This window comes from Actinoplanes sp. NPDC026623, assembly GCF_040638275.1.
Taxonomy (GTDB): domain Bacteria; phylum Actinomycetota; class Actinomycetes; order Mycobacteriales; family Micromonosporaceae; genus Actinoplanes.
Genome location: NZ_JBEZXZ010000214.1, coordinates 1 through 14,732 on the forward strand (window position 1 = coordinate 1; position 14,732 = coordinate 14,732).

The window sequence follows — 14,732 nt, forward strand, 5'->3', positions numbered from 1 at the left end:
TGTCGGTGGTGGCGGCCGCGGCGGACGGCGCCGGCCGGATCGCCTCCGACGACCTGGTCGCGGTGGCGCGGGCGGCGGCCCGGTCGGCGGCGGAGGCCCTGGCCCGCACCCCGCAGCAGCTCCCGATCCTGGCCCGGGCCGGCGTGGTCGACGCCGGCGGCCGCGGCCTGGTCCTGCTCCTCGACGCCCTGGTCGACGCGCTGAGCGGCACCGCGCCCGGCCCGCCGGCCGGCACCGGCGATCCCGCACCCGCCGCGGCCCCCGTTCCGGCGGCCGGCTGGGAGGGCTTCGGCTACGAGGTGCAATATCTGCTCGACGCCGAGCCCGCCGCGGTCGACGTGCTGCGCGCCGAGCTGGATCGGCTCGGCGACTCGCTCGTGGTGGTCGGCACCGGCGAGGGCGCGCCGCCCACCTGGAACGTGCACATCCACGTCGACGACATCGGCGCCGCCGTCGAGGCGGGCATCGTCGCCGGCCGCCCGCACCGGATCTCCGTGACGAGGCTGGTGGACCGCCTGCACCCGCACGGCGGCCACGAGCACGCGGCCGGCAACGGCGAGCGCCGCGGCGCGAGCGAGGCGCGGCCCGAGCCGCTCACCCCGGCGGCCGACCCCGAGGCCCGCGCGGCGGTGGTGGTCGCCGCGGGCGACGGGCTCACGTCGCTCTTCGCCGCCGAGGGCGCCGTCGTGGTCGGCCGCAACCCGTCCATCGCCGAGATGCTCGCCGCCATCACCGCCACGGGCGCCGGCGGCGTGGTGCTGCTGCCCAACGACGCCAACACCCACGCCGTCGCGAGCGCCGCCGCGCGCGAGGCGACCGCGGCCGGGGTGCGGGTCAGCGTGGTGCCGACCCGATCGCCGGTGCAGGCGCTCGCCGCGCTGGCCGTGCGCGACGCGAGCCGGGCGTTCGACGACGACGTCATCGCCATGGCCGAGGCCGCCGGCGCCTGCCGCTACGGCGAGGTCTGCACCGCCAGCCGGGACGCGCTCACGGTGGCCGGCCGGTGCCGGCCCGGCGACCTGCTCGGCCTGGTCGACGGCGAGGTGCACGTGATCGGCGCGGACCTCGAGGAGGTCTGCCGCCGGCTGCTCGACCGGATGCTCGGCGGCGGCGGCGAGCTGACCACCCTGGTGCTCGGCGCGGACGCCCCGGCCGGCCTCGAGGAGCGGCTGCGCGGCCACCTGGTCCAGGGCTGGCCCTTCGTCGAGCTGCACTGCTATGCGGGCGGCCAACCCCGCTACCACCTGCTGGTAGGAGTGGAATGACCGACACGACCACCGTCACCACCACCGTCACCCCGCTGGAAAAGGTGCTCGGCGCCGCCAAGGCCAAGGCCCTCGCCACCCATCTCGACCTGCACACCGCGGGCGACCTCGTCTATCACTTCCCGCGCCGCTACGACGAGCGCGGCGAGCACACCGACATGCGCAAACTCGAGGTCGGCGAGCAGGTCACCCTGCTCGCGCAGGTCAAGAGCGCGACGGTACGCCCGATGCGCCAGCGCCGCGGCAACATGCTCGAGATCACCATCGGCGACGGCAGCGGGGCGACGCTGACGTGCACCTTCTTCAACCAGGCGTGGCGGGAGCGCGAGCTGCGCACCGGCCGATGGGGACTGTTCGCCGGCAAGGTCACCGACTTCCGCGGCAAGCGCCAGCTCAACGGCCCCGCCTACCAGCTGCTCAAGGCCGACGCGACGCAGGACGAGGCCGCCGAGGAGATCGAGGAGTTCGCCGGCGCGCTGATCCCGGTCTACCCGGCGGCGGCCGCGGTGCCGACGTGGACCATCGCGCGATATGTGCGGGAGGTGCTGGAGACCTTCCAGCCACCCGAGGATCCGCTGCCGGGCACGGTCCGGGCGAGCCGCAACCTCATCGGGATCGGCAAGGCCCTGCGGGAGATTCACCGGCCCAGCTCCGACAAGGACCTGCACCTCGCCAAATACCGGCTGAAGTGGGACGAGGCCTTCGCCGTACAGCTGACGCTGGTGCAGCGCAAGGCCCGCGCGTCGGCGCTGCCCGGCCGGGCCCGGCCCCGCGCGGAGGCCGGGCTGCTCGCCGCCTTCGACGCGACGCTGCCCTACGAGCTGACCGACGGGCAGGCGCAGGTCGGCGAGGAGATCGCCGAGGACCTGGCGCGCGAGCATCCGATGCACCGGCTGCTGCAGGGCGAGGTGGGCTCGGGCAAGACGCTCGTCGCGGTCCGGGCGATGCTGCAGGTCGTCGACGCGGGCGGCCAGGCGGCGCTGCTGGCGCCGACCGAGGTGCTCGCCACCCAGCACCACCGCAGCATCGGCGCCCAGCTCGGCGCGCTGGGCCGGGCCGGCGAGCTGGACGGCGACCCCGACGGCACGCAGCTGACCCTGGTCACCGGCTCGCTCGGGGCGGCGGCCCGCCGGGCCGCGCTCGCCAAGGTCGCGGACGGCAGCGCCGGGATCGTCGTCGGCACCCACGCCCTGCTCTACGAGGGTGTCGACTTCCACGACCTCGCCCTGGTGGTGGTCGACGAGCAGCACCGGTTCGGCGTCGAGCAGCGCGACGCGCTGCGCGCCAAGGCGGCGCAGCCGCCGCACGTGCTGGTCATGACCGCGACGCCGATCCCGCGCACCGTCGCCATGACCGTCTACGGCGACCTGGAGACCTCCACGCTGTCGCAGCTGCCGCGCGGCCGCTCGCCCATCGCGTCGCATGTGGTGCCCCCGGAACGCCCGGCGTTCCTGGAGCGGGCCTGGCAGCGGGTGCGCGAGGAGGTCAAGGCCGGCCACCAGGCCTACGTGGTGTGCCCGCGGATCGGCGCGACCGAGGCGGAGGAGGACGAGCAGCCGCCGGGCGACAACGAGCCGGCCCGCCGCCCGCCGCTGGCGGTGATGGAGGTGGCGCCGATTCTCGAGGAGGGCCCGCTGCACGGGCTGCGGATCGGCATCCTGCACGGCAAGCTGCCCGCGGACTCCAAGGACGCGGTGATGCGCCGCTTCGCCGCCGGCGACCTCGACGTGCTCGTCGCGACCACCGTCATCGAGGTCGGCGTCGACGTCCCCAACTCCACCGTCATGATCATCATGGACGCGGACCGCTTCGGCGTCTCCCAGCTGCACCAGCTGCGCGGCCGGGTGGGCCGCGGCTCGGCGCCGGGCATCTGCCTGCTGGTGACCGAGGCCATGGAGGGCACGCCGGCCCGCGAGCGGCTCGACGCGGTGGCCTCCACGACGGACGGCTTCCGGCTGGCCGAGCTCGACCTGGAGCAACGCCGCGAGGGCGACGTGCTCGGCGCGCTGCAATCCGGCCGGCACAGCCACCTGCGGCTGCTGTCGCTGCTGCGGGACAGCAAGCTGATCACCGACGCCCGCGCGGAGGCCTCGGCGCTGGTGAGCGAGGACCCGACGCTGGCGAAACACCCCGCGCTGCTGGCCTCGGTGACCGCCCTGGTCGACGAGGAACGCGCCGAGTATTTGGAGAAGGGATGATCCTGCACTTCTGCCCCCGGGCCGAGTGGGACGCGGCGGTCGCCGCCGGCGTCTACCGCGCCGACACGCTGGCGAGCCAGGGCTTCATCCACTGCTCCACCCCGGAGCAGGTCGCGATCCCGGCCACGGCGCTGGCCCGCGGCCGTCACGACATCGTGCTGCTGGAGATCGACGAGGAGCGGCTCACCCGGCGGGTGGTCTGGGAGCAGGGCGATCCGCCGGATCCGGGCGGGATGCTGTTCCCGCACGTCTACGAGCCGATCCCGGTGGCGGCGGTCGTCGGCGTCCGTGACTACCTGCCGGAGCCGGACGGGACCTTCCGGCCGCCGATCGGGCTGTGAGCGACGCGCCCAGGTCCGCCTCGGGCGCTGCCGGCGTGGAGCCCCGGCCCGGACGCGGCCTCGATTGTGGACTTCGCCCCTCGTAACCCGGTAACCACGTCTCGGCGACCCGGACGCGCCCCTTGCGTGCAACTGGTCGCCCGACGCGAAGGGCGCGCCGACCGGGTGGTCGACGCGCCCTTTACCTGGAGCTGGTTACTTGTCAGGCGGTGAAGGTGATCTTGCGCCGCCGGGCGAGGAAGAAGAGCACGCCGCCCGCGATCAGCAGGAGGGCCGCGCCGCCGGCGATGCCGCCGGCCACCGGGCCGGTGACGGGCAGGCTCGGACCGTCATCGCCGCCGCCGCCGCTGCCGCCCGTGCCACAGTCGAGGTCCTTCAGCGTGGCCTTGATCGGCTTGACGTCCAGGCCGGGGAACTCGACCGTCGCGTAGTCCGCGTCGCCGACGGGGAAGGAGACCTTCTCCGACTTGCCGGCCGCCACGGTCACGGTCTCGGTCTTGTCGCCGTACGTGATCTTCGCGGTCGCCGGGGTGACACCCTCGGGGTTCTCCACGGTGATCGCGACGGTCTCGCAGTCGTTCTTGATGATGATGGTGGGCAGCTCGCAGTCCGCGGGGGGCGTCCAGTTGTAGACGACGTCGGTCATCCCGGGTGCCGAGACGGTGACGGCGCCCGAGCCGGCCGGAACCTCGACGGTCTCGCCCTTGCCCGGCTTCACGGTGACGGTCTTGCTGAACTCGCCGGCCTTGACGGTGAAGTCGATGTCGTACCTGGCGATGTCGCCGTTGTTGCTGAGGTTGAGCACCACGGTGCCGTCACACTGCGACAGCGGCTCGACGGCGGGCGTCTGGCAGCCCTTGGTGCCGCCGTTGAACCAGCCCTGCGGGCCCTTTGAACGACTGCCGAGGCCGCTGCCGCTGCCCAGCTTCGTGTCACCGTAGCGCTTACCGTGCTCGGTGATCTCGGTGATGATGTCGTCCTTGTCACCGAAGAACAGGTCGACCTGGGTGTTGCAGTTCGGCACGTCGACGGCCAGCTTCACCGAGCGCTGCTCGTTGGTGATGGCGCCGCTGTCGTCGTCGAACGCGTACTGCGGCACCGAGAACTCCGGCTTCGGCGCGAAGTAGGAGACCAGCGTGACCGGCTCGCCCTCGCAGAGGTTGATGTCCTTGTCGAGGGTGACGGTCGCGTCCCAGCCCTCCTCGGACTTGCCGAAGGTGTGGGTGAACGTCGCCTGGTCCGCGGTGATGCAGGGGGCCTCGTCCTTCACGCACGGCCCGGTGAACGTGACCCGGCCGTTGTTGTCCCCGTCCGTACGGTCCCAGTCGGCCCAGAGCGACGTGAAGCTGACCGTAGCCTCGGTGTCCTCGCTGCCGACCGTCTGCGTGAACTCCATTTTGCCGTCGGTACGTTCCTCGCCGTAGCCCTCGGCCTTGGGGATCACCGTGCCGTCGTGCAGGCCATCGATGGGGCCGGGCGTCGTGGTGAGCTTGTCGACGGTGGCGTCGGTGCCCCAGTCGTTGGTCAGCGTCCACGTGACGGTACGCACGCCGGTGGCGGTGTCGCAGTCGGTGGTGCCGCTGATCGCGGTGGAGTGGGCGCTGGCGGGGCCGGCGATGACCGTGAGGCCGGTCAGGCCGATGAGGGCACCTGCGAGGACGGTCGCGGTGCGGCGGAGCGGGGAGTTCAACTTCACCTGTACTCCATGTGACGGCGGAACGAGGGGGTACGGCACAGGGAGACGGCGAGCCACCACCGAGGGCGGGGCTTGCGACGACGCCTCCCCGCATCGTCGAGCCGACGGCGTTACGTCGACGCTGTAGCGGCCTGACGATAGCTACTTAGATGAATCTGCGGAACGGCTCAGGACGGCTTAAGTCTGTTGTGGCCCATCCGAGACAATCGCTATACCGAAAGGCATCCCATCGATGCGGTGAGTATCGATCGATGGTTTGGGCCGTCACAGTGGATAGCGAAGGGGCGCGCCGACCGTGACGGTCGACGCGCCCCTCGCGTGGAGCTGTTCAGGTGATCAGGCGGTGAACTTCACCTTGCGGCGGCGGGCCATGAAGAACAGGCCGACACCGGCGATCAGCAGGACGGCCGCGCCGCCCGCGATGCTGCCCGCGGCGGCACCGGTCACCGGCAGGCCGCCACCGGAACCGGAGTCGTCGCAGTCCGCCGGCTGCTCGTACGCGATGGTCTCGGTCTCGGAGTAGGACTCGCCGTCGACCGTGGCCGAGAAGGTCACGTCGACCTTGAAGCCCGGCTTGGCGCTGAACTTCTCGCTCTTCTTCTCGCCCGGCTTGATGGTGAGGTCGCGCTCCTCGCCCTTGGTGGTCTTGTAGTGCAGCTTGAACTCGACGCCGTCGGCCGGGTTGTCCAGGCCGATCGTCATCGTGGTGCAGTCGAGCTCGAAGACGGGCTCGGGCTCACCCGGGAGGTCGGCCGGCACCTCGGGCGGGGTCGACTCGTCATCGGTCGGGGTCTTCTCACACTTGCCCTCGAGATTGACCGTGCCGTCCGCGGACGCGTCGCCGGTCTTCCACACGGCGGCGACGGCCAGCTTGGTGCTCGTCTGCGTGGTGGGCACGTGCTGCACGGCGACGATGACCTCGTCGTCCGTCAGCTCGGTGGTGCCATCCACCTTGAGCTTCGGGTTGTCGAGCACGCCCGCCGGCGTCAGCTCGACCTTGGTCCACTTGTAGGTCGGCGAGTGGCCACCCGAGGCGGCGTTGACCGTCCAGGTCACCTTCCAGTCGCCGGCGACCGTGTCGCACTCGGCCACGCCGGTCACGGTGCTGTGGTGGGCGCTGGCGGGCCCGGCGAGCACGAACGCGCCGCTCAGGCCGATGAGCGCGCCGGCGGTGAGAACCGCGGTGCGGCGCAGCTGTGACTTCAGGTTCACGCCTACTCCTGTACAGGGGTCGAGGGCTGCGGCGCAGGGAAGCAGGGCGGCGAGCACCGGCGAACGGGCTCGGCGAAAGCCTGCGACGATGCCTCCCCGCATCGTCGAGCCGACAGCGTTTCGTCGTCGGCCGATCGACCATAGCCAAGACGGTGGATTTAGGCAGCCCCACAGCGGGCGCCCATGGTGTTGACGCGCATTCGAGATTTTCGCTCTACCGGCAGCGCCGGTATCGACGCGCTGAGTGGTCACAGTGGGTGCGGCGGAGGGGAAAAATTCACTCCGCAGTGGTCGGTGGCCACTGGTGGCGTAGCGTCACCCTGTGCTACCTGAAGACCTCAAAGAGGCCGCATGACCAGGATTATCGCCGGTGCGCACGGCGGTCGCCGGCTGTCCGCCCCTACCGGGCAGCAGACCCGGCCCACCGCGGACCGGGTGCGCGAGGCGTATTTCAGCGCCCTCGGCACGATGACCGACGTGGACGGTGCCCGCTTCGCCGATCTTTATGCCGGTTCGGGCGCGGTCGGGCTCGAGGCCCTGTCGCGAGGTGCCTCATATGCCCTATTGGTGGAGGCCGATGCTCGGGCATCCCGGGCTATCCGGGACAATATTGTCACGCTTCGCGTCGGCGATTCCGCCCGATTGGTCACCGGAAAGGTCGCCCAGGTAATCATCGGGCCGCCCGAGGGGGGCCCATTCGACATCGTCTTCGCCGACCCCCCGTACGCGGTGAGCGACGACGAGGTGGCCGAGGTCCAGCGGGCGCTTGTCGACAACGGCTGGCTCGCCGAGGACGCCGTGGTGACGTTCGAGCGCTCGACCCGTACGGCCGTGCGCGGCGAGCCGCTGAAGTGGGTGGACGGCATCACCGAGGAGCGCAGCCGGCGCTACGGCGAGACCACCCTTTGGTACGGTCGCCGATCATGAGACGTGCGGTCTGTCCCGGGTCCTTCGACCCGGTCACCAACGGTCACCTCGACATCATCGGACGGGCCAGCCGGCTCTTCGACGAGGTCATCGTCGGTGTACTGATCAATCACTCGAAGTCCGGGCTCTTCGCCATCGAGGAGCGGATCGAGATGCTGGGCCAGGCCACGGCCTCGTACGGCAACATCCGGGTCGAGTCCTTCCATGGCCTGCTTGTCGACTTCTGCCGGGCGCAGGGCGCCGCGGTCGTCATCAAGGGGCTACGCGCCGTCAGTGACTTCGACTACGAGTTGCAGATGGCACAGATGAACATCGGCCTCTCCGGCGTGGAGACGTTGTTCATGCCCACCAACCCGCTGTACTCCTTCCTGTCTTCCAGTCTGGTCAAGGACGTGGTCAAGTGGGGTGGGGACGCGTCGTCCTACGTACCCGACTTCGTCGGCGAGCGCCTGGTGACCCGACTGCGGCAAAACTGACGGCGCGCCCTTTGCGGCTTCATTGCCGGGTACGGCAGTAACGTGATCGCACCACTCAGCGTGAGTGCGAGATGACAGGAGTGAGGCGCCGGTGGATCCGCTCGACCGCATCGACGAGATCATCTCCATGGTGGAGACGGCACGCTCGGTGCCGATGTCCCGGACCAACTTCATGTTCGACCGCGGTGACATGGTCGCGAGCCTGGACGAGCTGCGCGCCGAACTCCCCGGCGACCTGCGCCGGGCCGGTGCGCTGCTCGAGGAGCGCGACAAGATCATCGACGCGGGGAAGCGGGAGGCGGACCGGATCATCGGCGAGGGTGAGGCCGAGCACGCCCGGCTCGTCTCCGTCAATGAGATCACCGTCTCCGCGGAGCATGAGGGTGCCCGGATCATCGCCGAGGCGCGGGCCGAGGCGCAGCGGCTGCGCGAGGAGGTCGACGACTACGTCGACACCGCGCTTGCCAACTTCGAACAGTTCCTGACCAGGGCACTCGGCTCGATAGAGCGCGGCCGCGACAAGATGCACGCGCTGCGCGAGATCGGCACCTTCCAGGGTGAGGATCACGAGCGGCCGCTACCCTTCTGAATCGACCGGATTGCGGCCGGTTTCCACCTCGGGTGAGCCCGCACCCGATTCGACGCTGAGCGGGCTGCTCAGGTAACCTTTCCTGTCGGCCTACCCACAGGCTGAGAGCTCATGATGCCCAAGCACACGCAGAAACACCTCGATCCCAGGCAGCCGCTGGTCGTCGACACGACGAAACTCCCGCGCCAGCCCGGGGCGACGCGTGCCCTGAATAGGGTGGTGCCGGCACCGGCGGACCTCGGCCTGGAACTGATCTCGGTGCCCACGGGCTCCGACCTCGAGCTCGATCTGAGCCTGACGTCGGTCTCCGAGGGCGTCTACGTCAGCGGCAAGGTCCGCGGCTCGCTGTCCGGCGAGTGCGGTCGCTGCCTCAACGAGATCTCCGAGCCGTTCGGCGTCGAGATCGCGGAGCTTTTCGCGTACGCGGACAGCACCACGGAAGAGACGACGGACGAGGATGAGGTGGGCCGGATGCAGGGCGACCTGCTCGACCTGGAGCCGGTGGTACGTGACGCGGTGGTGCTGACACTGCCGACCAATCCGGTCTGCCGGCCGGACTGCCCAGGGTTGTGCCCCGAGTGCGGGGTACATCTCGACGACCTTCCGGCTGATCACAGCCACGAGGAAGTCGATGCCCGTTGGGCCGCTTTGCGCAATCTGTCGAAAACTGAGGAGTAGGTACCGTGGCCGTCCCCAAGCGCAAGATGTCGCGCAGCAACACCCGGTCCCGCCGGGCGAACTGGAAGGCGACCGTGGTCTCGACCGTGGCCTGCCCCCAGTGCAAGTCGCCGAAGCTGCCGCACACCGCCTGCTCGGTCTGCGGCACCTACAACGGCCGTCAGGTCCTCGAGGTCTGAGCACCACTCAGTGATACGCCCGATTCTCGGGCGGGTCGCACCTGAGCGACGGCGAACGTCCGGTGCCCAGGCTCCGGAGCAGTCCGGCCGAGTCATCTCGGCCGACGCTGCACCGGAGTCGGGCACCGCGCGGATCGCCGTCGACCTCCTCGGCGGGGACCATGCTCCCGCCGTCGTGGTTGACGGCGCTCTGCGTGCCTGCCAGGCCGATCCGGCCCTACAGCTGCTTCTCGTCGGCCCCGTCGAGGCTTCCGACGCGGTTCTCGGCGCCCTCGACCCGGCCGACCGGGCCCGGGTGCACACCCTTCCCGCCGGTCTGCGCGGCCCGGACAACCCGGAGCCGGACGTCAACCGGGTCGAGTCCGGCGTGCGGGCGGCCGTGCTCGCGGTCGCGCAGGGCCACGCCGACGCGGTCGTCTCCGCCGGCAACACCGGCGCCACCGTCAGCTCCTCAGCGCTCGGGCTCGGCCGCTGGCCCGGCGTGCGCCGCCCGGCGCTCGCCGCCGTGCTGCCCACCGCCGCCGGCCGGCTCATCCTGCTCGACGTCGGCGCCTGCGTCGATCCCGACGAGAAGACCCTCGCCGTGCACGCGCGGCTCGGCGCCGCGTACGCGTCCGTCGTGCACGACCTCGCGGCGCCGCGGGTGGGCCTGCTCACCATCGGCACCGAGCGCGGCAAGGGCGATCGGCTGCGCCGGGTCGCACCCGGGGTGCTGGCCGCGCTCGACCTGCCGGCCGGCGCCCGCTACGCCGGCCTCGTCGAGGGCGACGACGTGGTCACCGGCGTGCGGGCCGACGTCGTGGTGACCGACGGCTTCACCGGAAACGTACTGCTCAAGGGCCTTGAGACGGCGTACGCGCTGGTCCGGCCCCCGAGCACCGGCGAGATGCCGCCCCGGGCCGCCATCCTGCTCGGCGTCGGCGGCACCGTCGTGGTCTGTCACGGCGCCGCGACCGGTGACGACGTCGCCGACGGCATCGCCCTCGCCGCCGCCCTGCACCGCCGCGCCGCGGTGCCGGCCATCGCCGACCTGATCCAGCCACAGGCAGCAGCGCAAGAAAATCCCAGAGGTGGTTCATGAGCAGCAATGACAAGCGCCGCCGGCCCTCCACCGAGCCGCTGGAGGAGGCGTTCGGCATTCCGCTCGAGCCCGGCCTGCTCGAGCGCGCCCTGACCCACCGCTCCTACGCGTACGAGAACGGCGGCCTGCCGACCAACGAGCGCCTGGAGTTCCTCGGCGACTCGGTGCTGGGCGTGGTGATCACGTCGGCGCTCTTCCACAACCACCCCGACCTGCCGGAGGGGCAGCTGGCGAAGCTGCGCGCCAGCGTGGTCAACATGCACGCGCTCGCCGACGTCGCCCGTACGCTCGGCCCGGAGGGTCTCGGCCGGCACCTGCTGCTCGGCAAGGGCGAGGAGACGACCGGCGGCCGGGACAAGGCCAGCATCCTGGCGGACACCCTGGAGGCGCTGCTCGGCGCGATCTACCTGGAGCACGGCCTGGACGTGGCCGGCGAGGTGATCCACCGGCTGTTCGACCCGCTGATGGCCGAGTCTGCCGGCCGGGGCGCGGCGCTGGACTGGAAGACGAGCCTGCAGGAGCTGACCGCGGCGCTCGGCCTGGGCGTGCCGGACTATGTGATCGACGATGCCGGCCCGGACCACGCGAAGACGTTCACGGCCTGGGTCGTGGTGGCCGGCGAGCGCTACGGCGGCTCGGACGGGCGCAGCAAGAAGCAGGCCGAGCAGCGGGCCGCCGCCGCGGCCTGGCGGGTGCTCACCGAGCGCGCCGACGCGGACACCCCGCCGCCGGCGGTCGCCGGGGGCGGCCACACGGAACTGCCCGAGGCCGCCGGCCGGTGAGCGTGACGGCTGAGGAGGCCGGCGCCGAGGCGCCCGCCGTGGCCCCGGGGCTGTGGGAATCCGCCGGCCGGTGGCGCGGCGCCGGCATCGCGGTCGGCATCCTCGCGCTGACCCGCGTCGTCCAGTTGCTCATGCTGGTCGGGCTCGACCGGGCCATCGCGGAGCCCGCCGGGCTGCGAAGCAACCTGCTGATCTGGGACGGCGGCTGGTTCCTGCGGGTCGCCGAGGGCTATCCGTCCGGCTACACGTACGGCGCCGACGGCGTGCTGCAGGGCAACGAGCTGGCGTTCTTCCCGCTCTACCCGATGCTGATCCGGGGCCTGTCCGCGCTCGCCCTCGACCCGGGCAGCGCCGCGATCGCGGTGAGCTGGATCGCCTCGATCTGCGCCGCGATCGCCCTGCACCTGCTCGGCACCAGCCTGTACGGCCGCCGCGCCGGTTGGGCCCTGGTCGCGATCTGTTGCAGCGCCCCGATGTCGGTGGTGCTCTCGATGGCGTACTCGGAGAGCCTCTTCCTCGCCCTGGTCGCCGGGATGTTCGTGGCCGCGCACCGCCAGGTCTGGTGGGCGGCGGGCCTGCTCGGGCTGGGCGCCGCGCTGACCCGCCCGACCGGCGCGGCCGCCGCGGTCGGCCTGGCGGTCGCCGCGATCATCGCGGCCCGCCGTGATCCGGCGAAGCGGTGGCCGCCGCTGGTCGCCGCCGCCGTCGCGCTGGCCGGGGTGCCCGCCTACCTGGGCTGGGTGGCGTGGCGGGTCGGCGACGCCGAGGCCTGGTTCAGGATCCAGACCGCGGGCTGGGGCACGTCCTTCGACTTCGGCGCCAGCACCATCGACTTCGTCACCCGGACGCTCACCACCGGCGAGGGCTGGGTGCCGATGAGCGTCGCGCTGATCCTGCTCGTGGCGCTGGCGGCGGCCGGGGTGGCGCTGGCCGGCCGGCCGTGGCTGCCGCTGGCGGTCTACGGCGTCGTCGCCATGGTGCTCGCGTACGGGCAGGCGGGCTACTACCACTCCAAGCCGCGGCTGCTGCTGCCCGTACTGTTGACGCTGCTGCCCGCCGTCGTCGCCGCGGCCCGCGCCCGCCCCCGGGCCGCGGTGCTCGCCATCGCCGCGTGGGCGGCGTTCGGCCTCTGGTACGGCGCCTACCTGGTCGCCGTCTGGCCGTACACGATCTGACCGGACCTTAAGGACCCCCCGTGCCCGAGCTTCCCGAGGTCGAGACCGTCCGTCAGGGGCTGGCCAAGTGGGTGACCGGCCGGCGCATCGACACCGTCGAGGTGCGCCACCCCCGGGCCATCCGCCGGCACCTGCCCGGCGACGTGCACTTTGCCGCGATCCTGGCCGGCCGCACGGTCGTCGACGTGGCCCGCCGCGGCAAGTACCTGTGGCTGCCGCTGGATTCCGGCGACGCGATCATCGCCCACCTCGGCATGAGCGGGCAGCTGCTGATGCAGCCGGCCGACGCCGAGGACGAGGTGCACCTGCGGGTGCGGATCACGTTCGCCGACGGCGGCCCGCAGTTGCGCTTCGTCGACCAGCGGACGTTCGGCGGGCTGTCGGTCTCCGAGGACGGCGCCGAGCTGCCGCACGAGATCGCGCACATCGCCCGCGACCCGATGGACCCGCTCTTCGACGACGAGCTCTTCGTGACCTCGCTGCGCCGCCGGCACACCGAGATCAAGCGGGCGCTGCTCGATCAGACGCTGATCTCGGGGATCGGCAACATCTACGCGGACGAGGCGCTGTGGCGGGCCCGGCTGCACGGCGCGCGCCCGACGGACGCGCTCACCCGGCCCGCCGTGCACCGGCTGCTCGCACACGTGCGCGACGTGCTCGGCGAGGCCATCGTCGCGGGCGGCACCAGCTTCGACGCCCTCTACGTGAACGTCAACGGCGAGAGCGGGTACTTCGACCGGGCGCTGGACGCGTACGGGCGGGAGGGGCAGCCGTGCCACCGCTGCGGCACGATCATGCGCCGCGAGCAGTTCATGAACCGCTCGTCCTACAGCTGTCCGCGGTGCCAACCACGTCCCCGGCAACCACTGCGCTGAGGTGCGGGCCGGCGTCGGTCGCGAGCCCGAAGCCGGCGCCCCGGCGGCCCATCAGCCGCCGCGCGGCGGTGATCAGCGCCGTCGGCACGCTGTGCACCAGGTGGCCGTCGCCGGGCCGCCCGCCCTCGCCGTCCCAGCCCTGATACGCCGACCACGGCCCGTCGAACGTGCAGATCCGCACGCCCAGGTCGCGGTAGAGCGGGTGCGTCGGCACGCCCGGGTTGAGCACGACCCGGTGCAGCCCGCGCCGGGCGGCGAGCCGGACGGTCAGCGCGACCGGGCCGACCCCGCCCGACCCGGCGGGCGCCCGGTCCAGGAAGAGGCCCTCGGCGCCGTCCTCGCGCCAGGCGTCGACGTCGGCGAGCACGTCCGCCAGCGAGCGCCCGCCCCAGTCCAGGTCGACCCGGCCCAGCACCTGGTGGGTGGAGCGGCGCGGGCCCGGCCGGTCCTGGACGATCCAGGTGTCGGCGTCGAGCGCGAGCTCGGGCGACGGGTGTGCGTACGGGGGGAACAGTGTCTTCACGACGTCCTCCGGGGGTCTGCGGCGGTTTGTGCGACGGTCAGCAGGCCGACGAGGTGGGTCGCCGCCAGGATGGCGACGACGGTGGACAGGGGATTCGGCGGCAGCGCCGGTATCAGCGGGGTGGCGACCGCCGCCAGGCTCGGCGCGACGGCCAGCAGGCCCGCGACGACGGTCCGGTCCCGCGCGGCGAGCAGCAGGGTGACGGCGAGGACGCCGCTGAGCAGGATCGCGCCGGCGAAGGCGAGCACGCCCTCCCGGGCGCCCGCGATGCCCGCCGGCAGCCGGTAGGCGCCCAGCGCCAGCGCGAGGCCGACGGCGAGCGGGGGCAGCAGCGCCGCGATGGTCACCGCGTTGACGCCGCCGACGTGCTCGCGGAACTCCTGGTCGCTTTCGGCGAGGTCCAGCCCGGCCTCCACCTGGCGCTGGTGCCAGCCGATCAGCGCCTCGAGCATGGGCACGGCGGCGAGCAGCGGCAGCACGACGGGCGAGGTCGCGGCGGGCGGCCCGGCCCGCCAGAGCAGCACCGCGCAGCCGGCCTGGCCCACGCCGAGCGCCAGCCGCCCGGCGGCGCCGCGCAGGTCGCCGGCCCGCAGGCCGATCGCGGCGGCGCGGCCGAGGGCTGGCCGGAAGGCGCGGGCGGCGGCCAGCGCGATCGCCGCGGGAAGCAGCAGCGTGACGGGTACCCGGGCGGCCAGCGCGTCGCCGATCGCCCCGGCGACGCCGACCGCGCCGAGC

Annotated in this window: 15 protein-coding genes and 1 pseudogene; 12 read left to right on the top strand and 4 right to left on the bottom strand. The window is 72.4% G+C overall.

Annotated features, from left to right (window positions below; translation table 11 throughout):
- The 3 genes from AB0F10_RS38075 to AB0F10_RS38085 all read left to right on the top strand — a co-directional run.
- Positions 1-1,265: DAK2 domain-containing protein (locus tag AB0F10_RS38075; protein WP_360636930.1), on the top strand; the 1,265-nt coding region annotated here is incomplete at its 5' end.
- Positions 1,262-3,463: an ATP-dependent DNA helicase RecG gene (gene recG / locus AB0F10_RS38080; RefSeq protein ID WP_360636933.1), complete on the top strand. Its 2,202-nt coding sequence runs from the start codon at positions 1,262-1,264 to the stop codon at positions 3,461-3,463. The genes AB0F10_RS38075 and recG, both read left to right, overlap by 4 nt.
- Positions 3,460-3,804 (top strand): DUF952 domain-containing protein, encoded by a 345-nt coding sequence (locus AB0F10_RS38085; protein WP_360636936.1) that lies wholly within the window; start codon positions 3,460-3,462, stop codon positions 3,802-3,804. Before recG ends, AB0F10_RS38085 begins: the two co-directional genes overlap by 4 nt.
- Before the next feature lie 202 nt (positions 3,805-4,006).
- Here the strand turns inward: AB0F10_RS38085 and AB0F10_RS38090 are convergent, their stop codons facing one another.
- Positions 4,007-5,500: a cell wall anchor protein gene (locus AB0F10_RS38090; protein ID WP_360636939.1), complete on the bottom strand. Its 1,494-nt coding sequence runs from the start codon at positions 5,498-5,500 to the stop codon at positions 4,007-4,009.
- Between the two features lie 336 nt (positions 5,501-5,836).
- Positions 5,837-6,712, bottom strand: coding sequence for an LPXTG cell wall anchor domain-containing protein (locus tag AB0F10_RS38095; protein WP_360636942.1), 876 nt, complete (start codon positions 6,710-6,712; stop codon positions 5,837-5,839).
- 351 nt (positions 6,713-7,063) lie between these two features.
- On the opposite strand from AB0F10_RS38095, the gene rsmD reads away from it, so the two are divergent.
- The 9 genes from rsmD (at position 7,064) to mutM (ending at position 13,474) form a co-directional block, all read left to right on the top strand.
- Positions 7,064-7,639 carry a 16S rRNA (guanine(966)-N(2))-methyltransferase RsmD gene (rsmD, locus tag AB0F10_RS38100; RefSeq protein ID WP_360636945.1) on the top strand — a complete coding sequence of 192 codons (576 nt, stop codon included), beginning with the start codon at positions 7,064-7,066 and terminating at the stop codon, positions 7,637-7,639.
- Positions 7,636-8,115: a pantetheine-phosphate adenylyltransferase gene (gene coaD, locus AB0F10_RS38105; protein ID WP_360636948.1), complete on the top strand. Its 480-nt coding sequence runs from the start codon at positions 7,636-7,638 to the stop codon at positions 8,113-8,115. Before rsmD ends, coaD begins: the two co-directional genes overlap by 4 nt.
- A gap of 91 nt (positions 8,116-8,206) precedes the next feature.
- Positions 8,207-8,704, top strand: a complete 498-nt coding sequence (locus AB0F10_RS38110; protein WP_360636951.1) for a hypothetical protein — start codon at positions 8,207-8,209, stop codon at positions 8,702-8,704.
- 114 nt (positions 8,705-8,818) lie between these two features.
- The gene (locus AB0F10_RS38115) at positions 8,819-9,382 is read left to right on the top strand and encodes a DUF177 domain-containing protein (RefSeq protein ID WP_360636969.1); all 564 of its coding nucleotides are present in this window, start codon (positions 8,819-8,821) and stop codon (positions 9,380-9,382) included.
- Positions 9,383-9,387: 5 nt separating this feature from the next.
- Positions 9,388-9,561, top strand: coding sequence for a 50S ribosomal protein L32 (rpmF, locus tag AB0F10_RS38120; protein ID WP_360636954.1), 174 nt, complete (start codon positions 9,388-9,390; stop codon positions 9,559-9,561).
- 94 nt (positions 9,562-9,655) lie between these two features.
- A complete protein-coding gene (locus AB0F10_RS38125; protein WP_360636972.1) occupies positions 9,656-10,642 on the top strand; it encodes a phosphate acyltransferase PlsX in 987 nt (328 codons plus the stop codon).
- On the top strand, positions 10,639-11,424 hold the full coding sequence (rnc, locus tag AB0F10_RS38130; RefSeq protein ID WP_360636957.1) for a ribonuclease III: 786 nt from the start codon (positions 10,639-10,641) through the stop codon (positions 11,422-11,424). The genes AB0F10_RS38125 and rnc overlap by 4 nt, the downstream gene beginning before the upstream one ends.
- Positions 11,421-12,599 (top strand): mannosyltransferase family protein, encoded by a 1,179-nt coding sequence (locus AB0F10_RS38135; RefSeq protein WP_360636960.1) that lies wholly within the window; start codon positions 11,421-11,423, stop codon positions 12,597-12,599. Before rnc ends, AB0F10_RS38135 begins: the two co-directional genes overlap by 4 nt.
- Before the next feature lie 20 nt (positions 12,600-12,619).
- Positions 12,620-13,474 carry a bifunctional DNA-formamidopyrimidine glycosylase/DNA-(apurinic or apyrimidinic site) lyase gene (gene mutM / locus AB0F10_RS38140; RefSeq protein WP_360636963.1) on the top strand — a complete coding sequence of 285 codons (855 nt, stop codon included), beginning with the start codon at positions 12,620-12,622 and terminating at the stop codon, positions 13,472-13,474.
- On the opposite strand, the gene AB0F10_RS38145 is transcribed toward mutM, so the two are convergent.
- Both AB0F10_RS38145 and AB0F10_RS38150 read right to left on the bottom strand, forming a co-directional pair.
- On the bottom strand, positions 13,410-13,997 hold the full coding sequence (locus AB0F10_RS38145) for a spherulation-specific family 4 protein (RefSeq protein ID WP_360636966.1): 588 nt from the start codon (positions 13,995-13,997) through the stop codon (positions 13,410-13,412). The two genes, mutM and AB0F10_RS38145, sit on opposite strands and share 65 nt — an antisense overlap.
- A pseudogene (locus AB0F10_RS38150) lies at positions 13,994-14,732 on the bottom strand (hypothetical protein); the annotation flags it as partial. The gene AB0F10_RS38145 and the pseudogene AB0F10_RS38150, both read right to left, overlap by 4 nt.